The organism is Micromonospora sp. NPDC005252 (assembly GCF_042872475.1).
In the GTDB taxonomy this organism is placed as follows: Bacteria; Actinomycetota; Actinomycetes; order Mycobacteriales; family Micromonosporaceae; genus Micromonospora.
This window is the reverse complement of the sequence record NZ_JBIAKN010000016.1, coordinates 43,808-67,948: the sequence shown is the minus strand read 5'-3', so window position 1 is coordinate 67,948 and position 24,141 is coordinate 43,808. Positions and strand designations below refer to the sequence as shown.

The window sequence follows — 24,141 nt, the reverse complement described above, 5'->3', positions numbered from 1 at the left end:
GAGGCAGGATGGCCGGCATGACGGATCGGGCGGTACTGGTGACCGGTTCCTCGCGTGGCATCGGCCGCGCTGTGGTGGAGGCGTTCGCCGCCAGCGGCGACCGGGTGGCCATCCACCACCGCGACTCCGGCGACGCGGCCGAGGAGCTGCGCGCGGGCCTGCCCGGCTCGGGGCACGTGGTGGTCCGCGCCGACCTCACCGACCCGGACGCGGTCCGGGCCATGGTCGACCGGGCCGCCGAACTGCTCGGCGGGCTGGACGTGCTGGTCAACAACGCCGGGACGTACGGCGACCGGGACGACCCGCACCCGATCTTCGGCGCCTCCTACGAGCAGTGGCAGCGGCGCTGGCGGCAGGTGCTGGAGACCAACCTGACCGGGGCCGGCAACGTCATCTGGTGCGCCGCCCAGCACCTGCGCGAGCGTGGCGGCCGGATCGTCAACGTGTCGTCCCGGGGCGCGTTCCGCGGCGAGCCGCACCAGCCGGCGTACGGGGCCAGCAAGGCGGGGCTCAACGCGCTGGGCCAGTCCCTCGCCGTGGCCCTCGCGCCGTACGGCATCACGGTCGCCACCGTCGCGCCGGGCTTCGTGGCGACCGACATGGTCACCGAGTACCTGAGCGGTGCGGAGGGCGCGGCGACCCGGGCGCAGAGCCCGTTCGACCGGGTGGCCCGGCCGGAGGAGATCGCCGCCGCGGTGCACTGGCTGGCGTCCCCCGAGGCCGAGTGGGCCTCCGGCACGATCGTCGACCTCAACGGCGCCTCCTACCTGCGCACCTGACCACCCGCCAGCCCGCGCCGCCACCGGCCAGGGCCTCCCGCCTGCTCATCACGTCCTTTGCTCTGCTTCAACCACGGCAACACTCAACGGCCGAAACTGTTGCGTCGGTTGAAGCAGAGCAAAGGACGCGGACAAGGTGGGATGCCTGGGTCGGGGCACGAGTCACCACAGCTACACGAGTCACCACAGCTAGCGGTGGGACTACCAGCGGCCGAGGCGGGTGGCGAGCACGCTGAGCGCGGCCACGCCGGCCGTGGAGGTCCGCAGCACCTCCGGCCCGAGGCGTACCGGCCGGCCGCCGGCCTCGCGGAAGGCGGTCAACTCGGCCGGGGCGATGCCGCCCTCGGGGCCGACGACCAGGACGATCTCACCGATGGAGGGCAGGTCGGCGGTGGTGAGCCGCTCCTCGGCCTCCTCGTGCAGGACGAACCCGGCGGCGGCGCCGGCGATGCGGCGGGCGACCGTCGCGGTGGACTCGTCGGGCGCGCCGGCCACCACCGGCAGCCAGGGCCGGCGGGCCTGCTTCGCCGCCTCGCGGGCGGTGGCGACCCACTTCTCGCGGGCCCGTACGCCCCGGTCGCCGCGCCACTGGACCACCGAGCGCGACGCCGCCCAGGGCACGATCTCGTCCACCCCGACCTCGGTCATCGCCTGCACGGCCAGCTCGCCCCGGTCACCCTTGGCGATGCCCTGCACGGTGACGATCCGGGGTACGGGCGCGTCCGCGTACTCCCGGTAGGTGACGGTGACCTCCAGGCTGCCCCTGCCGACGGCGGTGACCACGGCGGCGGCCGTGCCACCCCGCCCGTCGGCGAGCAGCAGTTCCTCGCCGACGCGCAGCCGCTGCACGGTGGCGGCGTGGTGCCCCTCGGGCCCGTCGAGGGTCAGCGCGTCGCCGGTGGGCAGCGCGTCGACCAAAAAGAGCGGCGCGGACACGTCAGGCGTGGCCGTTGAACGCGTCGCGCATCCGGGAGAAGAAGCCGCCCTGCTTGGTCAGCTCGGCGACCTCCTCACCCCGGGTCTTGGCGAAGTCGCGCAGCATCTTCTCCTGGTCGGGGTCGAGCTTGGTGGGCGTCCGGACGTCGAGGTGCACGTAGAGGTCACCCCGGCCGGTGCCGCGCAGGTGCGGCACACCCCGGGCGCGCAGCCGCAGCGTGCTGGCCGGCTGGGTGCCGGCCTTGACGTCGACGGTCTCCTCGCTGTCCAGCGTCTTGATGGTGAGCCGGGTGCCCAGCGCGGCGGCGGTCATCGGCACGGTGACCCGGCAGTGCAGGTCGTCGCCCTTGCGGGAGTAGACGTCGTGTGGCCTCTCGTGGATCTCCACGTAGAGGTCACCGGCGGTGCCGCCGCCCGGGCCGACCTCGCCCTGCTGGGCCAGCCGGATCCGCATGCCGTCCTCGACACCGGCCGGGATCTTGACGGTGAGCGAACGGCGGGTGCGCACCCGGCCGTCGCCGGCACAGGTGGGGCAGGGGTGCGGGATGGTCGTGCCGTAGCCCTGGCAGACGGTGCACGGCCGGGCGGAGACCACCTGGCCGAGGAAGGTGCGCTGCACCGACTGCACCTCGCCCCGACCGCCGCACGCCTCGCAGGTGGCCAGGTGGGTGCCGGCCGCCGTGCCGGCGCCCGAGCAGGTGGTGCAGAGCACCGCGGTGTCGACGGTGATCGGGGCCTCGACGCCGAACGCCGTCTCGTGCAGGTCGAGTTCGAGCCGCAGGATCGCGTCGGCGCCCGGCCGGGTCCGCGGCCGTGGGCCACGGGCGCCACCTGCCGCGCCGCCGAAGAACGCGTCCATGATGTCCTGGAAGCCGACGAACGGGCCGGCTCCGCCCGGGCCACCCGGGCCGCCCGCGCCGCCGCCTCCCGGGGCGAGCGGGTCGCCACCCAGGTCGACGATCTGCCGCTTGCGGTCGTCCGAGAGGACCTCGTACGCGGCGTTGATGTCCTTGAACTTCTCCTGGGCCTCCGGGTCCGGATTGACGTCCGGGTGGAACTGGCGTGCCAGCTTGCGGTAGGCGCGCTTGATCTCGTCATCGGAGGCTTCCCGGCTGACACCGAGGATGCCGTAGTAGTCCCTGGCCACTGCGTTCCGTGTCCTCATGTTCGTCTCGCGTTACGCCGACCGGCGGCCGCAGCCGGCCGTCGGCCCTGACTGGTCAGTTCTGGGCCAGCAGCTCGCCCACGTAGCGTGCCACGGCGCGCACCGTGGCGATGGTGCCGGGGTAGTCCATGCGGGTGGGCCCCAACACGCCGAGGCCGCCCACGATGGTGGCACCCGGGCCGTACCCGGTGCTGACCACCGAGGCGGCGCGCAGGTTGTCGAACTCGTTCTCGTCGCCGATCAGGACCCGGGTCGTGCTGGGCTCGGTCTCGCCGATGAGCTTGAGCAGCACGACCTCCTCCTCCAGCGCCTCCAGGATGGGTCGCAGCGAGCCCTGGAAGTCGAGCAGGCCGCCCCGGGTGAGGTTGGCGGTGCCGGCCAGGGCGATGCGTTCCTCGTGCCGCTCGACAAGCGTCTCCAGCAGGACGGTGGAGAGGGTGGTCATCGCCGGACGCAGCTCGGCCGGCGCCTCCTCGACCAGCGCCTGCACCAGCGGCGGGGTCTCGGACAGCCGGGCGCCGGCGAGCTTCTCGTTGACGAGCCGGCGCAGGTCGGTGACGTCGTCGGCGGGGACCGGGCCGGGCAGCTCCACCAGCCGCTGCTCGACCCGCCCGGTGTCGGCGATCATGACGAGCATCAGCCGGGTGGTGGAGATCGGCACCAGCTCCAGGTGCCGCACCGAGGAGCGGGCCAGGCTCGGGTACTGCACGACGGCCACCTGCCGGGTGAGCTGGGCGAGCAGGCGTACGGTGCGGTGCACCACGTCGTCGAGATCGACCGCGCCGACGAGGAAGCGCTCGATGGCCCGGCGTTCGGCGGGACTGAGCGGCTTGACCCGGGACAGCCGGTCGACGAAGAGGCGGTAGCCGCGGTCGGTGGGCACCCGGCCGGCACTGGTGTGCGGCTGCCGGATGTAGCCCTCCTCCTCCAGCACGGCCATGTCGTTGCGGACCGTCGCCGGGGAGACCCCGAGCTGGTGGCGCTCGACCAGCGCCTTGCTGCCGACCGGCTCCTGGGTGGAGACGTAGTCCTCGACGATGGCGCGGAGCACGGCGAGCTTGCGGTCGTCCAGACCCATCCTCCGCACCTCCTGTCGCACGTCGGCCGGCGGCCCACCCGGGGCCGACGGCCGTCCTGGCACTCGACTGTAACGAGTGCCAGTCTACGTCGGCACCCCCGCCGACGCGATGATCAACGACAGGCCGTGGGTGCGGCCCGCGCCACCTTGCGCGGGCCGATCGGCCCGCGCGGCCGGGCGGTATCGCTCTGGTGCGACGTTGCCGCCGACACCTACCGTGACAGTCATGACTGAACCACCTCGCCCTCCCGGCGCGGGAGACCCCGGCAGTTACCCGCCGGAGCCGACCCTCCCGGGCTCGCCCTCCGCGGCCGAGCCGCCCACCGCACCACTGTCCGGGGCACCCGGCCCGGCCGGCTATCCCCCGGCCGGTGGCTATCCGCCGCCCACCGGTGACCAACCGCCGTCGGGCGGCTACCCTCCGCCAGGTGGTTACCCCCCGCCGGGCGGTTACCCCCCGGGCGGCCCGACTGGCGGGTATCCGACCGGCGGCGCCTTCGGCGGCCCCGGCGGCGGCTACGCCAACAACGAGGACAAGACCTGGGCGCTGGTCGCGCACTTCGGCGGCGCGGCCGGCATGATCATCAGTGGGGGCGTGCTCGGCTGGGTCGCCCCGCTGGTGGCGATGCTGGCCCGGGGCAACCAGTCCCCGACGGTCCGGGCGCACGCCGTCGCCGCGCTCAACTTCCAGCTCATCTGGTCGATCGTCGGCCTGGTCGGCTGGGTGCTCTCGTGCATCCTGATCGGCTTCATCGGCGTCGGGGCGGCCATCATCCTCGGCGCCGTGTTCGGCATCCTCGCCGGCATCAAGGCCAACGAGGGCAGCCTCTACCGCTACCCACTCTCGGCCAACCTCGTCAAGTGATCCGGGCCGGCCGCTCCCCCGGCCGGTCCGGCGCACCGCCCGCACGGCCGGCCGGGGCGCGGGCTGACCGGCGACGGTCGGTCGCACCTGCCGGCCGGGGCGGCGCGTCCGGGTCAGGGCAGCAGGTCGCGGACGACCGCGTCGGCGAGCAGCCGGCCGCGCAGGGTGAGCACCGCTCGGCCGGCGGCGTAGTCCCCGGCGGCCAGCAGGCCGTCGGCGAGGGCCCGCTCGGCGCCGGCCCGGCCGGCCGCGTCGAGCACCGCCAGCGGCAGCCCGCTGGCGAGCCGCAGCCGGAGCATCACGTCCTCCATGTGGGCCTCGTCGACGGTGAGCACCTCGCGGGCCAGGCCGGGTGACGCGCCGGAGGCCAGCCGCTGGGCGTACGTCGTGGGGTGCTTGACGTTCCACCAGCGCACCCCGCCGACGTGGCTGTGCGCCCCCGGGCCGAGCCCCCACCAGTCCGCGCCGGTCCAGTAGAGCAGGTTGTGCCGGCACCGGGCCGCGTCGGTGCGCGCCCAGTTGGACACCTCGTACCAGGACAGGCCGGCCGCGTCGAGGGCGGCCTCCGCGGCCAGGTAGCGGTCCGCGGCGACGTCGTCGCTGGGGTACGCCAGCTCGCCGCGCCGCATCCGGGCGGCGAGCCGGGTGCCGTCCTCGACGATGAGGGCGTACGCGCTGACGTGATCGACCCCGGCGGCGACGACCTGCTCCAGCGTGGCGGCGAAGTCCTCGGCCCGCTCCCCCGGCGTGCCGTAGATCAGGTCCAGGTTCACGTGCTCGAACCCGGCGTCGCGTGCCTCCAGGGCGGCGGCGGTGGCCCGACCGGCGCTGTGTTTGCGGTCCAGGATCGCCAGCACCCCCGGGGAGGCCGACTGCATGCCCAGCGAGATCCGGGTGTAGCCGGCCGCCCGCAGCCGCCGCAACGACTCCGGGGTGACCGACTCCGGGTTGGCCTCGGTGGTCACCTCGACGTCGGCGGCGAGCCCCCAGGTGCGGTCGATGCCGTCGAGGATGCGGGCCAGGTCGTCGGCGGGGAGCAGGGTCGGGGTGCCGCCGCCGACGAAGACCGTGTCGACCCGGGGCGGCGGACTGTCGCCGAGCACCCGGGCGGCGAGCGACAGCTCGGCCAGCACGGTGTCGGCGTACGCCTCGCGGCTGGCGCCCCCGCCCAGCTCGGCGGCCGTGTAGGTGTTGAAGTCGCAGTAGCCGCAGCGACTGGCGCAGAACGGCACGTGGACGTACACGCCGAAGCCGCGCGCGCCGACCGCCGAGGTGGCGGTGGCGGGCAGCGATCCGTCGACGGGGACGGTCTCACCATCTGGAAGGACGCCGGGCATGGCCACTAGTGTGCCCCGCATGACCTCTCCCGACGTCCTCGTGCGGGTCGCCACGGCCCGTGGGGTGACCACCCTCACCCTGGACAGCCCACACAACCGCAATGCGCTCTCCACCGCCCTGATGACCCAGTTGCTGGCCGGACTGGCCGACGCGGCGGCCGACGACGCGGTCCGGGTGATCGTGCTGGACCACACGGGCCCGGTCTTCTGCGCGGGCGCGGACCTGAAGGAGACCGCCGCGGCGTACGCCAGCGGCACGGTGCCGGCCGGGATGCTGGGCGACGTGCTGGCGGCGCTCTGGGACTGCCCGAAGCCTGTGCTCGCGCGGGTCGCCGGGCCGGCTCGGGCCGGCGGGCTGGGCCTGATCGCGGCCGCCGACCTGGCGGTCTGCGCCGACGAGGCGACGTTCGCCTTCACCGAGGTGCGGATCGGGGTGATCCCGGCGGTGATCTCGGCAACCGTGCTGCCCCGCCTGCACCCGCGTGCCGCCGCCGAGCTGTACCTGACCGGCGACACCTTCGACGGCCGCCGGGCGGCCGAGATCGGCCTGGTCACGGCCGCCGTGCCGGCGGACGGGCTGGACGACGCGGTACGGCGCTACTGCGACTCGCTGGTGCGCGGCGCGCCCGGCGCGCTGGCCGGCGCGAAGGAGCTGCTGCGCCGACCGGGCACCACCGAGCTGCGGGCCGACCTGGCGCGGCTGTCCGCCCTCTCGACCGGTTACTTCCTCTCCGACGAGGGGCGCGAGGGGGTCCTGGCCTTCCGGGAAAAGAGATTGGCTCGATGGGTGGCCGCTCTGGACGGTGGTTCCGCTGATCATGCCGGGTAGGGGCGGGACGCGCCGCTGAACGTGCCGGGTAGGGCCGGGACGTGTCAATCGGTCAAGTCCTTGACCGGTCAATCGCTTCCCGGCGTCCAGGTCGGGTGACGTGGCAGACAACCCGGAGCCCGGTCGGCGCGGCAGGTGAGTTCGGCGCCGGAGCGGGAACGTCCCGATCGGTACGCGGCGGCAGCGCGGACCCCGAACCGGTCGGACGACCCGGACGACGCCACCGGGGACGTACGCTTGTCGAACTGTCGATCAGGGGGTGTGGGTGCGAACTCGGGCAGCCGTGGCGGGTGGAGTGGTGCTCATCCTCGTCGCTGTGATCGCGATCTGGCTCGTCGTCCGGCAGGTCGGGGATCAACTGCGACTGCCGCGGGCGGGACGCACCTGCACGGTCCAGGCCGACGGCCGGGTCGCGCTGGACGTCGAGCAGATGGCCAACGCGGCGACCATCGCGGCGATCGGCGCCCAGCGCGGGATGCCGGAGCGGGCCGTGGTGATCGCGCTGGCCACCGCCTACCAGGAGTCGGGGCTGCGCAACCTCGCCGACGGCGACCGGGACTCGGTCGGCCTGTTCCAGCAGCGCCCGAGTCAGGGCTGGGGCACGTCGGCGCAGATCCGCGACTCCCGCTACGCGGCGAACAGGTTCTACGCGGCGCTGAAGAAGGTGCGCGGCTGGGAGAAGATGCGGGTCACCGATGCCGCCCAGCGGGTGCAGCGCTCGGCGTTCCCCGAGGCGTACGAGAAGTGGGCCGACGACTCCGAGGTGCTCAGCAAGGCCCTGCTCGGCGACGTCACCGGCGCGGTGGCCTGCACGGTGGGGCGTACCCCGGCGATGCACGGCGCGGCGGCGACCGCCCAACTGACCCGCAACCTGGTGCTGGACTGGGGCGTGTCGAGCGCCGGCCCGGCCAGCCAGACCGGGCTGGCGGTGACGGCGGACGACCAGCGCGACGGTTGGCGGTACGCGCACTGGCTGGTCTCGCACGCCCAGGACCACGGGGTGAAGCGGGTCCGCTTCGGCGACCTGGAGTGGACCGCCCGCAACGGCACCTGGGGCCGGGTCACCGGCGAGCAGGGCCCCGCGGGTCAGGTGGTGGCCGAGGTCTTCGCCGAGGGCTGACGACCCGGATCTCTTAACCGGCAGTCACCGCACAATCGGGCACCGCACCACATGGTGCCCAATTCACCACAGAAATCTCACTGTCCGCAGCAGTACCGCTGCACATGGTCTGGTCCGGGTCCGCCCGCGCCGCACGCCCTCCCCGATGTCTGGACAGTCGCGTTACGATCGGCGGCCTGTGCCAGAAATGGTTTCACCTCATGGGGAGGGGTACGACGCGGTGTTCGATTACGGCGACCGGACCGGCTACGAACCGATCAGCGACATTGACCGCAAGGAGTTCCACGAGCAGGGTTTCCTCCTGCTGCGCAACGTCCTGACGGAGGACCACCGGGCGGCGCTGGAGGCGGCTGTCGACCGCGTCTACGCGGAGGAGCAGGCCAAGGGCAACACCAAGAAGGACGGCACGCTGCACCTGCTGGGCTTCCTGGAGCGTGACGAGCTCTTCGGCGAGCTGCTCACCCACCCGATCGCCTTCCCGTACATGTGGGGGCTGGCCGGCTGGAACATCTACACCCACCACAACCACCTGGACGTCACCCCGCCGGCCGCCGAGCCGGAGAAGCCGTACTGGGGCTGGCACCAGGACGGGTACCGGCAGAACTCCGACCCGGAGACGATGGACCCGAACCTGCCCCGGCCGATGTTCTCGCTGAAGGTCGCGTACGTGCTGTCCGACCTGTCGCAGACCGGCCGTGGCGCCACCAAGGTCATCCCGGGCAGCCACCTGTGGAACTCGCTGGACCGGCCCAAGGACCTCAGCGTGCACAACCCGGACCCGGAGGGCACGGTGGAGATCACCGCGAACCCGGGCGACGCGTTCATCTTCGACCGTCGGCAGTGGCACTCCCGCTCGACGAACCTGTCGACCATCACCCGCAAGATGCTCTTCGTCGGCTACACCTACCGCTGGATCCGGCCGCTCGACGAGCTGCACCCGGACCTGAACGGCGAGTGGTACCGCAACCGCACCCCCGTGCAGCGCCAGCTGATCGGTGAGGGCACCCACACCGCCAACTACTGGGGCATCAACTGGGACGGGTACGTCGACGACGAGATCCCGCTGCGCAAGGAGCTCAAGGAGCGCGGGCTGCTGGACCGCAACATCCCCTGGCTGCGCTGATCACCTGCGTCTGCGAACGGCCCCCCGCCACCGTCGGCGGGGGGCCGTTCTCGTATCCGCTTCCGGGCCATCCGGTGCCGCGCTGTCGGTAGCGTGACGGCCGGCTACCCAACGCTGGCGTGTCGTCTCGGCACCGCGCTCAGCCGTGCGTTCCTCGCGGCGGCGCGGTCAGCCGCGCGAGGCCAGGCGGCGGCGGGCCTTCTCCCGGATCGGCTCCGGCAGGTCGTCCGCGTCGAGCAGGCGGGGCAGCAGCTCCGGCTCCAGGCTGGTCGCCCGGAACACCTCGCCGATGGTCACCCCGTGCGCGGGCCGCTCCACCACCTCGACCGGGTCGCCGGCACCCACCTCGCCCTCGCGCAGCACCCGCAGGTACGCCCCCGGGGAGGCCCGCACGGTGAAGCGCCGGATCAGGTCGGGCACACCCCAGAAGCCCGCGAACGTCGTGCAGGGAGTACGCGGCATCGTCACCTGGAGCACCGCTGTGCCCACCGCCCACTGTTCGCCGATGACCGCGCCGGTCACGTCGACGGCGTAGGTGGTCAGGTTCTCCCCGCAGCCGCCCGGGCGGACCGACCGGCCGATCTCGGCCGACCACCACGCGGCGTCCTCCTCGGCGTACGCGTAGACGGCCTTGTCCGGCCCGCCGTGCACGGCCCGCTCGCCGATGAAGTCACCGGCCAGGCCACCGGTGAGCACCGCCACGGGCCCGTCGACCGGTCGCTTGTCGATGCCGCTGCGACCGCTCGCGTCGCCCGCCCACGCCGCCTCGGTCACGATGCCGAGGTTCACCGTTGCCACCCTGCCCGTCATGACGGACAGCCTAGGTGAATCCGCGGTACGGGCTTGACCTTGACGCTGCGTCAACCCCCCCGACTGACCGCCGGGGGTCGGGTCCGACCGGTCAGCCCTTGACGGCGCCGGCCACCAGGCCGGAGACCATCCGCCGCTGCACCAGCAGGAAGAAGATGATGACCGGCAGGGTGAACAGGGTGGAGGCGGCCATGACCGGCCCCCAGTTGGTGTCGTCGCGGCCGAAGAAGAACGTCATCGCCACCGGCAGCGTGTAGCGACCCTGGTCGTTGATGAACGTCAACGCGAAGATCAGCTCGTTCCACGCGGTGATGAAGGAAAAGATGCTGGTGGCGACCAGGCCGGGCGCGACCAGCGGGAACAGCACCCGACGGAACGTCTGGGCCCGACTCGCGCCGTCGATGGCCGCCGCCTCCTCCAGCTCCTTGGGCACTGCGGCGACGAAACCGCGCAGCATCCAGACCGCGAACGGCAGCGAGAAGCCGAGGTACGTGAGGATCAGGCTGGGCAGGGTGTTGTAGAGCCCGAGCCGCTGGATCATCAGGAACAGCGGGATGACCAACGCCTCCAGCGGGATCATCTGCACCACGAGCAGCATGATCAGGAAGCTGGTCCGCAGCTTGAAGCGGAACCGGGCCACCGCCGTCGCGGCGAGCAGGGCGACCAGGCCGCTGAGCACCACCGTGGAGACGGCGACGATCGCGCTGTTGAGGAAGAAGTCCAGAAAACTGACGCCGGGGATCAGGTTGCCGGTCAGGATCTCCCGGTAGTGCGCCAGCGTCGGGTGGGCCGGCACCGGCTGCGGGGTGGACGAGAAGATCTCGCTGCTCGGCTTCAACGAGGTCGAGATCATCCAGTAGACCGGGAACGCCGCGAAGAGCGCGACCAGCAGCCCGGCGGCGTTGAGGGCCACCTTCTTCACGACTCGTCCTCCTGCCTGAGCACCATCCGTACGTAGAAGCCGGTCACCACGAGCAGGATCAGCGTGAGGATCACCGCGATGGCCGCGCCGAGGCCGTACTTCGGTGGCGGAGAGAAGGCTTCGGCGTACGAGTAGATGGAGAGCATGAACGTCGGCCGGTCCTGGGTGCCGCCGGCCAGGACGAACTGCTGGGTGAAGACCTTGAAGTCCCAGATGGTGGAGAGCACGATCAGGATCCCGAAGACCGGGCGCAGCAGCGGGAACGTGATCTTCCAGAAGACCCGCCACGGGCTGGCACCGTCCACCCGGGCCGCCTCGTGCAACTCACTCGGCACGCTCTTCAGGCCGGCGAGCACGCTCACCGCGATGAACGGGAACGAGTGCCACACGACCACCAGGGTGAGGATGGCGAAGAAGAGCAGCGGCGAGTTGAACCAGCCGTAGCCGGTCCAGTCGCTGCGGCCGAACAGGGCGTGGGAGAACCCGTCCGGCAGCGCGTTGAACAGCCAGGTGACCAGGCCGCTGGTGTCGTCGAAGATCCACTTCCAGACGATCGTGCCGGTGAGCGCCGGGGTGGCCCAGGCGAGCATCACGCAACTGGCGACGAAGGTGGCCATCTTGCGGCCGAGCCGGTTGAGCAGCAGCCCGACCAGGGTGCCGAGCACCATCGTGAGCAGCACGTTCGCCAGCGCGAACAGCACCGTGTTGCGCAGCACCGTCAGGAAGAACGGGTCGGAGAGGATGTCGGTGTAGTTGCCGAGCCCCACCCACGGCCACTCCCGGTCGCCGCGCAACTGCCGGACGCTGTTCAGCCGGTAGAAGGACATCGCCACCACCTGGCCGAGCGGCCAGAGCAGCAGCACGCCGATGATGACGAGCGCGGGCAGGAGCAGCAGGTACGGCAGGCGGTCCACCGGGCGACGCCGCCGCGCGGGGGTCTCCCGCGCGGCGGACGTCTCGGCGCTCTTGGTCAGTAAGCTCACTTGCTGTTCAAGATGCCTTCCATCTCGGCGGCCGCGTCGGCGGTGGCCTTCTCGACCGTCTTCTGACCCTTCATGACCGAGCTGTTCATCGCCTGGGTCACCGTCTTCGTCCGGCTGACCTCCACCCACTTCGGGGTGAGCGGCGTGAGCTTGGTGTTCTGCATGGTGGTGGCGAACGCCGCCATCACCTTGTCGTTGGCGTACGTGTCACCGGCGACCAGATCCTGGTAGACCGGGAAGAAGCCGAGGCTGCTCGCGAAGCTCTGCGAGTTCTTCTTGTTCAGCAGCACCGTCAGGTAGTCCCAGGCCAGATCCTGGCGCTCGCTGTCCTTCCAGATCGCCACGTCCGAACCGCCCGCGAAGCCGGGCGCGGCCTTGCCGTCCGGGCCGGGGATCGGGAACGTACCCCAGACCTTCTCGATCTCGGGGTTGTCCTTCTTGATGGCGGCCTGCTGCCAGCTACCGGCGAACGCCATGGCGGCCTTGCCGGTGGCGAACTGGGTGCGCGCGTCGATCTCGTTCCACCCGGCGGCGGCCGGCGGGGCCACCTTGTGGACGGTCACGAGGTCGGTCCAGTACTTGACGGCCCGCTGCGCCTCCGGCGTCGTGTAGCCGGACTTCCAGGCGCCGCCCTGGTTGGTCGCGATCTCCGCGCCAGCGCCCCAGAGGAAGGAGTAGAAGGGCAGCTCGGAGTTGCCCGGCAGCGCGATGCCGTAGGTGCCCGGCTTCTTCGCCTGCACGGTCTTGGCCACCGTGACCAGGTCGTCCCAGGTCTTCGGCGGCTGGACGCCCGCCTCGGCGAACCAGTCGGTGCGGTAGTAGATCGCCCGCACGCCCGCGTACCAGGGGACGCCGTACTGCTTGCCGTCGAGCTGCGCGTTGCGGACCAGGTCGGGCAGCAGGTCCTTGCCGTCGGCCCAGCCGCCCATCCGGCCGCTGACGTCGGCGAGCGCCTCCTGCGCGGCCCAGCCCTGGGTCTCGGTGTTGCCCAGCTCGGTGATGTCCGGTCCCTCACCACCGGCGAGCGCGGCCTGGAACTTCTTGGGCGCCTCCAGCCAGGGGATGTACTGCACGACCACATCGGTGTCGGGGTGCTTCTGGCGGAACTCCGCCTCGACGCCGTCGAGGAACTTGTTCTGCGCGTCGCCGCCCTCGCCCATCATCCAGACCGTGAGCTTGCTGTCGTCGCCCGCCTTGTCGTCGGAGCCTCCGCAGCCGGTCAGCACCATCGCGGCCGAGGCCACCACGGCGGTGACCGGGGCCAGCCGCTTCCACCTGTTCACGCCACTTCTCCCCTCGCGCCGCCTGGAACTTACCTTCTCCGCCGCACCTTAGTACGAAGAAATCCTTTACGACAGTGGGCGGGCAGGCCGAAGCGTCGCGACCGTACCGCAGGGAACCGACCCGACGGGCCCGTGGCATCGGGCCGAATCCGGGCACTTCACCACGAAAGAGCGCCCGACCAGTGGTCGGGCGCTCTTTTCCGTGGTGCGGTGATGCCAGGTTGTTACCGGGTGACGCTGCGGCGGCGACCCACGCCGGCCACCAGCGCGACCGCGATCGCGGCCACCACGACCTGCACCAGCAGCTCCGTCCAGTCGATACCGGCCGTCTCGGTCGCGATACCCATCGCCCGCGCCAGCACCGTACCCAGCAGAGCCGCACCAACACCGATCAGCAGGTGCAGCCACATCGGCATGTTCTGCCGACCCGGAACAACCAGGCGGCCGAGCGCCCCGACGATGAGACCAACAACGATGGCAGTGATGATGCCCCACACGGTGAGCTCCACGGTCGCCCTCCTTCTAAGAATGTCTGACACACAATGTGTGCTTCCTGTCGTGACGACTAAGTTCCCGACCCACCGAAAAACCAAACCGACTTCGCGGCTCAGAGGATCACGATTTGGTCAACAGCGGCACGTTCCACCGGGCCCCCGGGCGGCGCGGACCGGGACACCGCGATCGACTGAGCCTGGCCGGGAGGTGCGCTGGCTGCGCACGGGCATGATCGACTCCAGTGCCCCGATGTGGCGGTGTCTGGCGAACCGAATGCCGGCCACGTCGCCGCAGTGGAGAGCGGCCCCACCCACCGGCCCGGCGAACGCCGAGGGGCGCCCGGCCTGTCGGCCGGGCGCCCCTCGGAAGTGGTTCGGTGTTACGGGTGTGCTGGTGTCATCGGGTGACGCGGCGGCGGCCACCCACGCCGGCCACCAGCGCGACCGCGATCGCGGCCACCACGACCTGCACCAGCAGCTCCGTCCAGTCGATACCGGCCGTCTCGGTCGCGATACCCATCGCCCGCGCCAGCACCGTACCCAGCAGAGCCGCGCCAACACCGATCAGCAGGTGCAGCCAGATCGGCATGTTCTGCCGGCCCGGAACAACCAGGCGGCCGAGCGCCCCGACGATGAGACCAACAACGATGGCAGTGATGATGCCCCACACGGTGAGCTCCACGGTCGCCCTCCTTCTAAGAATGTCTGACACACAATGTGTGCTTCCTGTCGTGACGACTAAGTTCCCGACCCACCGAAAAACCAAACCGACTCAACCGCAGAGAAGTTGTCGGCGTCGATGCCGGACGGCTGCGTCGATTGGGGTGGGAGCGCGTCCACACAGGTCAGGCAACATGTTGCCCAGGGCGACGACCCCGCCCACGCGGCCAAAAATTTTCTCCCTCAGCCGCACCCGACCAGGCCCAGACCCTCGCCCCACGTCGGTGATCAAGAGGTTTGCGTCAGGATCAGGGCCTCCACTGACGCAAACCTCTTGATCAACACGGGTGACCCCGGGGGCCCGGAGGCAGGGGGCGGGCCGGGGGGTTACTTCTTGGTGGCCTTGGCGTCGCCGGAGTCGGAGGACAGGGCGGCGATGAAGGCTTCCTGCGGCACCTCGACGCGGCCGACCATCTTCATCCGCTTCTTGCCTTCCTTCTGCTTCTCCAGCAGCTTGCGCTTACGGCTGATGTCACCGCCGTAGCACTTGGCGAGGACGTCCTTGCGGATCGCGCGGATGGTCTCCCGGGCGATGACCCGGCTGCCGATGGCCGCCTGGATCGGCACCTCGAACTGCTGGCGCGGAATGAGGGTGCGCAGCTTGGCGGCGATCGTGACGCCGTAGTTGTACGCCTTGTCCTTGTGCACGATGGCGCTGAACGCGTCCACCGGCTCGCCGTGCAGCAGGATGTCCACCTTCACCAGGTCGGACGCCTGCTCGCCGGACGGCTCGTAGTCGAGTGAGGCGTAGCCCTTGGTCCGGCTCTTCAACTGGTCGAAGAAGTCGTAGATGATCTCGGCGAGGGGCAGGGTGTAGCGCAGCTCCACCCGGTCGGCGGAGAGGTAGTCCATCCCGAGCAGGCTGCCGCGCCGGCCCTGGCAGAGCTCCATCACCGCGCCCACGTAGTCGTTGGGCGTCAGCACGGTGGCCCGCACCACCGGCTCGTACACCTCGGCGATCTTGCCGGTGGGGTACTCGCTGGGGTTGGTGACGACGATCTCGGCGCCGTCGTCGGTGATCGCCCGGTACACCACGTTGGGCGCGGTGGAGATCAGGTCGAGGTTGTACTCGCGCTCCAGCCGCTCTCGGATGATCTCCAGGTGAAGCAGGCCGAGGAAGCCGCAGCGGAAGCCGAACCCGAGCGCGCCGGAGGTCTCCGGCTCGTAGTCCAGGGCGGCGTCGTTGAGCTTGAGCTTGTCCAGGGCCTCACGCAGGTTCGGGTAGTCGGACCCGTCGATCGGGTAGAGGCCGGAGTAGACCATCGGCTTCGGGTCCTTGTAGCCACCCAGCGCCTCGGCCGCCGGCCGGGCGTTGATGGTGACCGTGTCACCGACCCGGGACTGCCGGACGTCCTTCACACCGGTGATCAGGTAGCCGACCTCGCCGACGCCGAGCGCCTCGGCCTTCACCATCTCCGGTGAGATGACGCCGATCTCCAGCAGCTCGTGCACCGCCCCGGTGGACATCATCTTGATCCGGTCGCGGGCGCTGATCCGGCCGTCGATGACCCGGACGTATGTGACGACGCCGCGGTAGACGTCGTACACCGAGTCGAAGATCATCGCCCGGGCGGGCGCCTCGGCGTCGCCGACCGGCGGGATGAACTGCCGGACGATCTCGTCGAGCAGGTACGGCACGCCCTCGCCGGTCTTGCCGGAGACCCGGATGCAGTCGGCGGGGTCCCCGCCGATGAGGTGGGCCAACTCCTCGGCGTACTTCTCCGGCTGGGCGGCCGGCAGGTCGATCTTGTTGAGCACCGGGATGATGCGCAGGTCGTTCTCGAGCGCCAGGTAGAGGTTGGCCAGGGTCTGCGCCTCGATGCCCTGCGCGGCGTCGACCAGCAGCACGGCGCCCTCGCAGGCGGCCAGCGACCGGGACACCTCGTAGGTGAAGTCGACGTGCCCCGGGGTGTCGATCATGTTGAGCACCGCGTGCTCACCGGCCCGCTCGCCGTCGCGGATGGTCCACGGCATCCGGACGGCCTGGCTCTTGATGGTGATGCCGCGCTCGCGCTCGATGTCCATCCGGTCCAGGTACTGCGCGCGCATCTGCCGGGGGTCGACCACGCCGGTGAGCTGCAACATCCGGTCGGCCAGGGTCGACTTCCCGTGGTCGATGTGGGCGATGATGCCGAAGTTCCGGATGCGACCGGGGTCGGTGGCACCAGGGGCGTTCGCGCCGGGATCGAGCTTCGGTGGCACAGCGGTCCGTTCTGGTCGGCTGACGTGAACAGGCCGGCGCGCCGCCGACCCCCTCCATGTTCCCACGCCGCCGGGGTACGCCCGCTGCGCGGGCGACGGATCGGCCCCGGCGACCTCTCACTCCATGGGCGGCTCGACGAACAGCGCGGCCAGCCGGGGCAGGCGGCGGCGGGCCTCCTCCTCGTCGTCGAAGTCCCAGAAGTCGTTGAGGTCGGGCGTACGCACCGGCTCGCGGTCCTCCGGCAGCTCCGACGCGGTGGCCTTGCGGTACGCGTCCCAGGGCACCGTGAGCATCTGCTCGGCGGAGAACTCCTCTCCGCTGAGCGAGGCGGCCCGCACCTGGGCCAGTTCGGCCAGCGAGTCGGGGTCGCTGACCGCGCGGGCGAAGACCGCTCGCCCCTGGGTCATCAGCCAGCCCCGGAAGTGCTCGAAGCCGTCCGCGGAGGCTCCGCCGTTGATCAGGTACGCCGCGCCCCACAGGTCCGCCTTGTGCGAGGCCGCCAGCACCCTGCGCTGGTGGTGGGCGTACCCGACGATGTCCTCCGGGTCGCGCTCGGCGAGCAGGGCGACGGCCCGCGCGGCGACCGGCCCGGGCTCTCCCCCGCCCCCGGCGCGGGCCTGGTCGATCAGCTGCCAGAAGTCCTCGGTCCTCATGGCTTGGCAGTCTGGCAGTGTCGCCGCGCGCCGCGCACGTACCCCGGGGCAGCATGGTGGGGTGTCCTCCCCGCCGCTGCCCCCGGTGCCGTACCACGCGGGTGCGCTGCGCCCGTCGTGGCCGGCCCTGCCGGCGGCGCTGCGGGCCGCCATCGCCGGGCGCCTCGGCGCGCCGGTGGTCACCGCCCGGGTCGCCGCCGCCGGCTTCACCCGGGGGTTCGCCGCCGTGCTCGATACCGCCGACGGTGGTCGGGCCTTCGTCAAGGCGGCACCCGCCGTCGAGCAACCGCGCCTCGTGCAGGGGTACGCGCGGGAGGCCGCGATCCTCGACCGGCTGCCGGCCGGCCTGCCGGCGCCCCGCCTGCGGTGGACGCTGGACGAGGCCGGCTGGTTCGCGCTCTGCACCGACGCGGTCGACGGCCACACCCCGCGCCTGCCCTGGACGCGGACCGAGCTGGACGCCACGCTCGCCGCGTACGCCGAGGTCGCCGCCGCCCTGGCCGCCCCGCCGGCCGGGCTGACCGCGCTCGGCCTGCCACATCTCGCCGAGCTGGCCCGCTCGGACATCCTGTGGTGGGAGGAGGTCGCCGCCGGCCGGGAGCCGCTCCCGGCGCTGCCCGCCGCCGCCCGGGGCCGACTGCCCGAGCTGGTGGCGCTGGAGTCCCGCCTCCCCCGGTACGCGGACGGCGCGACCGGCATGATCCACGGCGACCTGCGGGTGGACAACGTGCTCATCGGCGGTGACGGTCGGGCCTGGTTCTGCGACTGGACCTGGGCCTGTTCCGGGCCGGCCTGGTTCGACCTCGTGAGCCTGCTGCTCACCGCGTACGCCAGCGGCCTGGACACCGACCGACTCTTCGCCGGACACCCGGCGTCGGCGGGCGCTCCCCCGGACGCGCTGGACGCCACCCTGGCCGCGCTGGCCGGCTACTACCTCACCGGGGCGGACGCGACACCGGCGACGGCCTCACCGCACCGGTCGGCGCACCAGCGCTGGAGCGGCGAACAGGCCCTCGACTGGCTCGCCCGCCGGCAGGGCTGGCGGTGACGCGGGCCGGCCTGGCGCTGACGCGGGGCCGGCCGGGCGGGGAGGCGGGGCCGGCCTGTCCGGGGCGTAGTCTGGTGGTCGTCGGGCCGGGATGGGCCGCGCGATGACCGAGCCGTTTTGGCTCGTCCCGGGCGACCTGGTAACCTGGCTCTTCGCGCAGCGATGACGCATGTTCGTCATCCCGCGCAATAAGCTGACCAACCCGAGCTATCAAGACGAGGCTGTCGCGTGGCGAACATCAAGTCCCAGATCAAGCGCAACCGGCAGAACGAGAAGGCCCGGCTGCGCAACAAGTCGGTCAAGTCGTCGCTGAAGACCGCCGTCCGGAAGTTCAACGAGGCTGCCGAGGCCGGTGACGTCGAGAAGGCCACCGCCCTCATGCTGGACGCCTCTCGCAAGCTGGACAAGGCCGTCAGCAAGGGCGTGATCCACTCCAACCAGGCCGCGAACCGCAAGTCCGCGATCGCGAAGCGCGTGGTGGCACTCTCCGCCTGACGACTCCGTCAGACTGATTCGGAAAGCCCCGGACCCCCGGTCCGGGGCTTCCGTGTGTCCACGGACGGGTCGACGTGCCGGCGTGGCGTCGGCAGGCCGATCGGCGTGCCCGTGTCGTGGCCTCGGCGGCGGTCAGTCCGACGGGTCGGTGCGGCGGGTCGGCCGCACCGGGTCGGTCGTGACCACCACCGCGGTCACGACGTTCGAGACCCGGGCCCGGCCGACGACCGGCTCCATCTGCCGGCGGAAACGGTCCCGCTCCTGCTCGGGCACGAGCGCGGCGGAACGGACCACCACGGCGGCCACCATGTCGTTGAGCTTGACCATCGCCGCCACCACCACGGGCAGCACCAGCACCGCCCACCAGGTCACCAGCTCCGCGAGGGCGAGCAGCACCGCCAGGGCGATGGCACCTTCGAAGAAGAGGAAGCAGAGCACCCCGCCGGGGTTGACGAACCGCAGGCCGAGGAGCCGGGCGTAGAGCGGCCGGTACCGCTCCTCGTCGGCGGGCATGGTGGCCCACGCCGTACGGTTCGGCCCCGTCACCGGCCGCTGCCCTGCCGGGCGGCCGCCACCGAGAAGACCGCGCGCTCCAGGGCGTACGCCCGGTCGTCCGAGCCGCCCTTGACGGCCGCGTTGCACTCGGCGGCGACCTGCATGGCCCGGACCAGCCCCTCCGGCGTCCAGCCGCGCCCCTGCCGCTGCGCCCGCTCGATCTTCCAGGCCGGCATTCCGAGGCTGCTGGCGAGCTGGTACGGGTTGCCCCGCCCGGCCGACGCCACCCGGGCCACCGTACGCACCCCGTCGGCCAGGGCGTCGGCGATGGGCACCGGGTCGACACCGACGTGCAGGGCCCAGCGCAGCGCCTCCAGGGCGGCCGGCACATCGCCGACCATTGTGGCATCCGCCACCGTGAAGCCGGTCACCTCGACCCGGCCCCGGTAGTAGCGGGCCACCGTCTCGGCGCTGATCCGCCCGTCGGTGTCGGCGATGAGCTGGGAGCAGGCGGCGGCCAGCTCGCGCAGGTCGTTGCCGACCGCCGCGATCAGCGCCTCGGCGGCGTCGTCGGTGCACCTGCCGCCGGCCCGGCGGATCTCGTCGCGGACGAAGGCGACCCGCTCGCGGTGCCCCTTGAGCTTGGCCGCCGGGATCACCGTCGCGCCTGCCGACCGCAGCCCGTCGGCGAACGCCTTGCCCTTGGCCCCGCCCAGGTGCAGCACCAGCAACTGGACGTCCGGGTCGGGATTCTTCGCGTACGCCAGCAGCGCGGCGACCAGGTCCTTCCGGGCGTCCTGACCGGAGCGCAGGATGAGCAGCCGCCGCCCACCGAACAGCGATGGGCTGAGCATCTCGGCGATCTCACCGACGGTGAGCGCACCTGCCTGGTACTCGCGAACGTCCACCTCGGTCTCGACGCTGCGGACCCGCTCGACAGCTTCGGTCACGGCGCGCGTGGCGAGCAGCTCCTCGTCGCCGAGGACGAGCAGAATGGGGGCGAGGCTGGCGGGGGTCACGTCGCCCATATTCGCACGGCCCATGGCGGGTACGGGCCTGCTCATTCGCCGACCGGTCGGTGCAGCCCGCACTAAGCGCAAATCCAGACATTTATCTCGGTTCGTCATCTAATCCGCAATACGGTCACCATTTCCTCCATAACGCTGCAATTTCCACGGCAGAGCCGCCTTTCCCGCGACGGCAGAGCCGGGCCGCCCCGCGGTCGACTCTCACGGTGGTCGTCCGGGTTGCACCCCTCGGCGGGCCACCGCCAGTCCGTGGCCGGTCCGGATCGCTGCCAGGTCACCATCGGTGTCGGTCCGCAGGACCCGGGCGCCGCCCCTGCTGAGCCGGGCCAGAAGCGCCGGGCTCGGGTGCCCGTAGGTGTTGCCCGCGCCGACCGGCACCAACGCGATGGCCGGCCGTACGGCGGCCAGGAAGCCGTCGTCCTGATACGCCGAGCCGTGGTGGGCGACCTTCAGCACGTCCGCCCTCAGCTGTCCCGACGCCGTCCGGGTCAGCACGGCGTGCTGCTCCTCGGTCTCGGCGTCGCCGGGCAGCAGGATCTGCACGCCGGCGACCGTGGCGCGCAGCATCAACGAATTGTTGTTCGGGTCGGATCTGGTGCCGGCCAGCGGGTACGGCGGACCGAGCACGAGCAGGTCGACACCGCCGACCCGATGCAGCGCCCCGGCGGTGGTGCCGAGCAGCGTGGCCCGTCCGCTCGTCGCCGCCGCGCGGACCGCGTCCCGGCCGCTCGCCGGATCCGTCGATGGCGGGGTCAGCACGGCGCTCACCCGCCGGCCCCGGAACACGCCGGCCACCCCGCCCACGTGGTCGGCGTGGAAGTGGCTGACCACGAACAGCGGCACCTCCCGGATGCCGAGCCGTCGCAGGCACGCGTCCACCGCGCCCGGCTCCGGGCCGGCGTCGACCACCACCGCCCGGCCGGGGGCGACGGGCAGCACCAGGGCGTCACCCTGCCCCACCGCACAGGCCACCACCACCCAACCGGGCGGCGGCCAGCCGGTGGCGATCAGCCGGACGCCGAGGGCGCCGAGCAGCGCGGCGACCGCGACGACCGCCACCACTCGACGCACCAGCGGTCGACGCGCGGCGACCAGCAGCGCGACGGTCAGCCCGGCCAGCAGCAGGGCGCCCCACGTGCCGCCGGGCCAGGGCAGGGTGCCGGCCGGGAGGCGGGCGCCCTGGCGGGCGATGACGACCAGCCACCAGGCCGGCCAGCTCGCCAGCCACGCGACGAACCCGGCCCCGGCGGGCCAGACCGGAGACAGCACGGCGGCCGTCACGCCCAGCACCGTCGCGGGGGCGATGGCCGGCACCGCCAGCAGGTTGGCCGGCACGGCCACCAGGCTGACCGTGCCGGAGATGCCGGCGACGACCGGCCCGCAGGCCACCTGGGCGGCCGCCGGCACCGCCAACGCCTCGGCCAGCCCGGCCGGGACACCCCTGCGGCGCAGCCCGTCCCGCCAGCGCGGCGCGAGCAGCAGCAGACCCCCGGTGGCCAGCACGGACAGCGCGAACCCGGCGTCACCGGCCAGCTCGGGGTCGACCAGCACCAGCACCGTGACGGCGGCGGCCAGTGCGGGCAGCGCGGCCCGCGGTCGACCGGCGGCCAGCGCGACGAGCCCGATCGCCCCCATCGTGGCGGCCCGGACGACGCTCGGCGACGGGCGGACCAGGATGACGAACCCCACCAGCGCCACCCCGCAGAGCAGGCCGGCGAGCCACGGGCCGGCGCGCGCCCAGCGGGCCAGCAGCAGCACCGCGCCCAACACGATCGCGACGTTGCTGCCCGAAACAGCGTTGAGGTGTGTCATTCCGGTCGCCCGGAAGTCTTCCTCGACGGCGGGCGGCAGGCGGCTCGTGTCCCCCACCACCAGCCCCGGCAGCAGGCCACCCGGATCGTCGGGGAGGGGCACACAGGCCCGTTGCAGGCCGGCACGCAGCGTGCCGGCTGCGCGCTGCGCCCAGGACGGCGCACCATGACGCTCGGGGGGCCCGGTGGCGCCGAGCACCGCCGCGGTGAGGTCGCCGCCGCGCGGAAGGCCGAGGCGACCCTCGGCGGTCACGCGCTGACCGGGCAGCAGACCTCGCCAGCCCGGGTCGGTGGCCAGGACCAGCAGCCACGCCGACGCCCGAACCCGCTGGCCGTTCGGACCGGTCAGCCGGATCAGCTCGCTCGACACCAGCAGCATGCCGGGACGGCCGGCGGATCGGATCGGGCGCGGATCGTCCCGGACGACAAGCTCGGCGGTGACCGGAGCGCGCTGCTCGGCCAGGACGTGGATCGGCGGCGCGTCCCGGACAGCCAGGCGGCCGGCGGTTGCCGCCGCGCCACAGAGCACGCCGAGGCCGACCGCGACGGCGATCCAGCCGTGCCGACGGGCGGGAGCCCGGGGGTGGCCGAGTCGGCCGAGCAGGTGCAGGGCGCTGAACGCCGACAGCACGGCCGCTGTCCCGCCCACCAGCAGGAGCGGGCGGACGCCGACGTGCAGGCCGGTGAGCGCGGTGAGCCAGGCGGCCACGGCCAGCCCGGCGAGCCGGAGATCCGGCGGCGGGGTCCGGGGCTGGGCGAGGTCCGGGTGGCTCGACGGCGCGGGATGAGCGCCCCTCACACCGTCACCAGATCCTTGAGCTGTTCGTAGCGCGCGTCACCGATCCCGTCGACCTGGCGCAGGTCACCGACGCCCTTGAACCCGCCGTGCTGATCCCGGTAGGCGAGGATCCGCTGGGCGAGCACCGGCCCCACCCCGGGCAGCGCGTCGAGCTGGGCCAGCGTCGCGGTGTTGAGGTTCAGCGGCCCGCCGGCGGCCGGTGCCCCGCCGGCCGCCGGGTCGGCCCCGCCCCCCGGCACCGGTGGTGGCGTCACCCCGACCACGATCAACTCGCCGTCGGTGACCTTGCGCGCGGGGTTGAGCAGCGCCACGTCGACACCCGGCAGCGGGCCGCCGGCCGCCTGCACGGCGTCGGCGAGCCGGGCCCCGGCCGGCAGGCGCACCAACCCGGGCCGGCGCACCTTGCCCGCGACCGCCACCACCAGCTCGCCGGCCGGCGACGCGCTCCCCTGCTCGGCCGAGACGGCCGGGGCCGCCGCGCCGGTCGACGGAGTGACCGGTTCCGCGTGCGGCCGGGACCGCCAGGCCCAACCAGCGGCGGCCAGCACCACCACGAGGGCGACCACCGCCAACGCCCGCACGCCGCGCCGCCCCGGATCGAACGCCCCCGGGCCGGGCAGCCGTGCGGCGCCGCCGTCGGAATCGGGGGGCCCGTGCGCCGCCGGGTCGGTCGACGGCGCACCGACCCGGGGCAGCGGCACGCCGAACGGAAGCGCCCCCGCGAGCGGCACGCCAGCTCGGGGTGGCGGCACGCCGAACGGGAGCGCCCCCGCGATCGGCACGCCGCCACCCGTCGGGGCCGTCAACCGGCGCAGACGCTGGCGTACCTCTGTCTCCTCGTCCTGCGACACACCGCGACGCTAGGGCCGACGGGCGGCAGGCCGGGGCGCTCCGGCGTCGACCTGTGGACAACCGGCGCCACTGTGGACAACGCCCTGATCATGTCCCGATCTGCTACTGGCCGCCCGGGGCGACGAGGCGTCGCGGCACACCGGCGGCCGGGCACGGGAGGTAGCGCGCACGCATGGACGACTATTAATGTTACAGGTATGACGTGTGACGTCACGATGGGCCAGCGCCCGGCGGACCGATCCCGCACCGCGCCGGTCCACCGAGGACGGGCCACGCGGCACGTCCCGTCCCGCTGAAGTGCGCCCACACGACG

General features: G+C 72.5%; 23 protein-coding genes. 7 read left to right on the top strand and 16 right to left on the bottom strand.

Translation table 11 applies throughout. The features are described 5' to 3' along the window. Positions 1 to 17: 17 nt before the first annotated feature. Positions 18 to 779 (top strand): SDR family NAD(P)-dependent oxidoreductase, encoded by a 762-nt coding sequence (locus ACFYPH_RS28545; protein ID WP_387186102.1) that lies wholly within the window; start codon positions 18 to 20, stop codon positions 777 to 779. A gap of 201 nt (positions 780 to 980) precedes the next feature. On the opposite strand, the gene ACFYPH_RS28540 is transcribed toward ACFYPH_RS28545, so the two are convergent. The 3 genes from ACFYPH_RS28540 to hrcA all read right to left on the bottom strand — a co-directional run bounded on the left by ACFYPH_RS28540 (position 981) and on the right by hrcA (position 3,958). Continuing rightward, positions 981 to 1,715, bottom strand: coding sequence for a 16S rRNA (uracil(1498)-N(3))-methyltransferase (locus ACFYPH_RS28540; RefSeq protein ID WP_387186100.1), 735 nt, complete (start codon positions 1,713 to 1,715; stop codon positions 981 to 983). A gap of 1 nt (position 1,716) precedes the next feature. Next, positions 1,717 to 2,862: a molecular chaperone DnaJ gene (gene dnaJ / locus ACFYPH_RS28535; RefSeq protein WP_172899204.1), complete on the bottom strand. Its 1,146-nt coding sequence runs from the start codon at positions 2,860 to 2,862 to the stop codon at positions 1,717 to 1,719. A 73-nt stretch (positions 2,863 to 2,935) separates the two neighbouring features. Then, entirely contained in the window at positions 2,936 to 3,958 is a 1,023-nt protein-coding gene (gene hrcA / locus ACFYPH_RS28530) for a heat-inducible transcriptional repressor HrcA (protein ID WP_354862040.1), read from the bottom strand. A gap of 226 nt (positions 3,959 to 4,184) precedes the next feature. On the opposite strand from hrcA, the gene ACFYPH_RS28525 reads away from it, so the two are divergent. Then, entirely contained in the window at positions 4,185 to 4,823 is a 639-nt protein-coding gene (locus ACFYPH_RS28525) for a DUF4870 domain-containing protein (RefSeq protein WP_355135326.1), read from the top strand. Between the two features lie 113 nt (positions 4,824 to 4,936). On the opposite strand, the gene hemW is transcribed toward ACFYPH_RS28525, so the two are convergent. Further along, positions 4,937 to 6,160, bottom strand: a complete 1,224-nt coding sequence (gene hemW, locus ACFYPH_RS28520) for a radical SAM family heme chaperone HemW (RefSeq protein ID WP_387186122.1) — start codon at positions 6,158 to 6,160, stop codon at positions 4,937 to 4,939. 19 nt (positions 6,161 to 6,179) lie between these two features. Here hemW and ACFYPH_RS28515 point away from each other — a divergent pair, with 19 nt between their 5' ends. From ACFYPH_RS28515 to ACFYPH_RS28505, 3 genes are all read left to right on the top strand, one after another. Further along, positions 6,180 to 6,989, top strand: a complete 810-nt coding sequence (locus ACFYPH_RS28515; RefSeq protein ID WP_354857987.1) for an enoyl-CoA hydratase-related protein — start codon at positions 6,180 to 6,182, stop codon at positions 6,987 to 6,989. Positions 6,990 to 7,254: 265 nt separating this feature from the next. Continuing rightward, positions 7,255 to 8,109 (top strand): hypothetical protein, encoded by an 855-nt coding sequence (locus ACFYPH_RS28510; protein WP_387186095.1) that lies wholly within the window; start codon positions 7,255 to 7,257, stop codon positions 8,107 to 8,109. A gap of 220 nt (positions 8,110 to 8,329) precedes the next feature. Next, positions 8,330 to 9,232, top strand: coding sequence for a phytanoyl-CoA dioxygenase family protein (locus ACFYPH_RS28505; protein WP_387186092.1), 903 nt, complete (start codon positions 8,330 to 8,332; stop codon positions 9,230 to 9,232). Positions 9,233 to 9,400: 168 nt separating this feature from the next. Here ACFYPH_RS28505 and ACFYPH_RS28500 read toward each other — a convergent pair whose 3' ends face one another. From ACFYPH_RS28500 to ACFYPH_RS28465, 8 genes are all read right to left on the bottom strand, one after another. Then, positions 9,401 to 10,042 (bottom strand): MOSC domain-containing protein, encoded by a 642-nt coding sequence (locus tag ACFYPH_RS28500; protein ID WP_387186088.1) that lies wholly within the window; start codon positions 10,040 to 10,042, stop codon positions 9,401 to 9,403. A gap of 91 nt (positions 10,043 to 10,133) precedes the next feature. Beyond that, positions 10,134 to 10,964: a carbohydrate ABC transporter permease gene (locus ACFYPH_RS28495; protein WP_355135333.1), complete on the bottom strand. Its 831-nt coding sequence runs from the start codon at positions 10,962 to 10,964 to the stop codon at positions 10,134 to 10,136. Beyond that, positions 10,961 to 11,947, bottom strand: coding sequence for a carbohydrate ABC transporter permease (locus ACFYPH_RS28490; RefSeq protein ID WP_387186084.1), 987 nt, complete (start codon positions 11,945 to 11,947; stop codon positions 10,961 to 10,963). The genes ACFYPH_RS28495 and ACFYPH_RS28490 overlap by 4 nt, the downstream gene beginning before the upstream one ends. Beyond that, on the bottom strand, positions 11,944 to 13,230 hold the full coding sequence (locus ACFYPH_RS28485) for a sugar ABC transporter substrate-binding protein (protein WP_354857971.1): 1,287 nt from the start codon (positions 13,228 to 13,230) through the stop codon (positions 11,944 to 11,946). Before ACFYPH_RS28485 ends, ACFYPH_RS28490 begins: the two co-directional genes overlap by 4 nt. A 224-nt stretch (positions 13,231 to 13,454) precedes the next feature. Then, on the bottom strand, positions 13,455 to 13,739 hold the full coding sequence (locus tag ACFYPH_RS28480) for a GlsB/YeaQ/YmgE family stress response membrane protein (RefSeq protein WP_344360793.1): 285 nt from the start codon (positions 13,737 to 13,739) through the stop codon (positions 13,455 to 13,457). 382 nt (positions 13,740 to 14,121) lie between these two features. After that, positions 14,122 to 14,406 carry a GlsB/YeaQ/YmgE family stress response membrane protein gene (locus ACFYPH_RS28475; protein WP_053656080.1) on the bottom strand — a complete coding sequence of 95 codons (285 nt, stop codon included), beginning with the start codon at positions 14,404 to 14,406 and terminating at the stop codon, positions 14,122 to 14,124. A 365-nt stretch (positions 14,407 to 14,771) separates the two neighbouring features. Next, positions 14,772 to 16,646, bottom strand: a complete 1,875-nt coding sequence (gene lepA / locus ACFYPH_RS28470; protein ID WP_354857966.1) for a translation elongation factor 4 — start codon at positions 16,644 to 16,646, stop codon at positions 14,772 to 14,774. A 117-nt stretch (positions 16,647 to 16,763) separates the two neighbouring features. Beyond that, positions 16,764 to 17,300, bottom strand: a complete 537-nt coding sequence (locus tag ACFYPH_RS28465) for a DUF4240 domain-containing protein (RefSeq protein ID WP_387186079.1) — start codon at positions 17,298 to 17,300, stop codon at positions 16,764 to 16,766. A gap of 61 nt (positions 17,301 to 17,361) precedes the next feature. Between ACFYPH_RS28465 and ACFYPH_RS28460 the strand changes: the two genes are divergently transcribed. Beyond that, on the top strand, positions 17,362 to 18,348 hold the full coding sequence (locus ACFYPH_RS28460; protein WP_354857961.1) for a phosphotransferase: 987 nt from the start codon (positions 17,362 to 17,364) through the stop codon (positions 18,346 to 18,348). A gap of 228 nt (positions 18,349 to 18,576) precedes the next feature. Then, positions 18,577 to 18,843 (top strand): 30S ribosomal protein S20, encoded by a 267-nt coding sequence (gene rpsT / locus ACFYPH_RS28455; protein ID WP_007464006.1) that lies wholly within the window; start codon positions 18,577 to 18,579, stop codon positions 18,841 to 18,843. A 132-nt stretch (positions 18,844 to 18,975) separates the two neighbouring features. On the opposite strand, the gene ACFYPH_RS28450 is transcribed toward rpsT, so the two are convergent. The 4 genes from ACFYPH_RS28450 to ACFYPH_RS28435 form a co-directional block, all read right to left on the bottom strand. Continuing rightward, complete coding sequence (locus tag ACFYPH_RS28450) at positions 18,976 to 19,389, bottom strand: hypothetical protein (protein WP_355067051.1); 414 nt, start codon at positions 19,387 to 19,389, stop codon at positions 18,976 to 18,978. After that, complete coding sequence (gene holA / locus ACFYPH_RS28445; protein ID WP_387186119.1) at positions 19,386 to 20,366, bottom strand: DNA polymerase III subunit delta; 981 nt, start codon at positions 20,364 to 20,366, stop codon at positions 19,386 to 19,388. The genes ACFYPH_RS28450 and holA overlap by 4 nt, the downstream gene beginning before the upstream one ends. Before the next feature lie 201 nt (positions 20,367 to 20,567). Next, entirely contained in the window at positions 20,568 to 22,976 is a 2,409-nt protein-coding gene (locus ACFYPH_RS28440) for a ComEC/Rec2 family competence protein (RefSeq protein WP_387186075.1), read from the bottom strand. After that, complete coding sequence (locus tag ACFYPH_RS28435) at positions 22,973 to 23,827, bottom strand: helix-hairpin-helix domain-containing protein (RefSeq protein ID WP_387186072.1); 855 nt, start codon at positions 23,825 to 23,827, stop codon at positions 22,973 to 22,975. The genes ACFYPH_RS28440 and ACFYPH_RS28435 overlap by 4 nt, the downstream gene beginning before the upstream one ends. Positions 23,828 to 24,141: the final 314 nt, after the last annotated feature.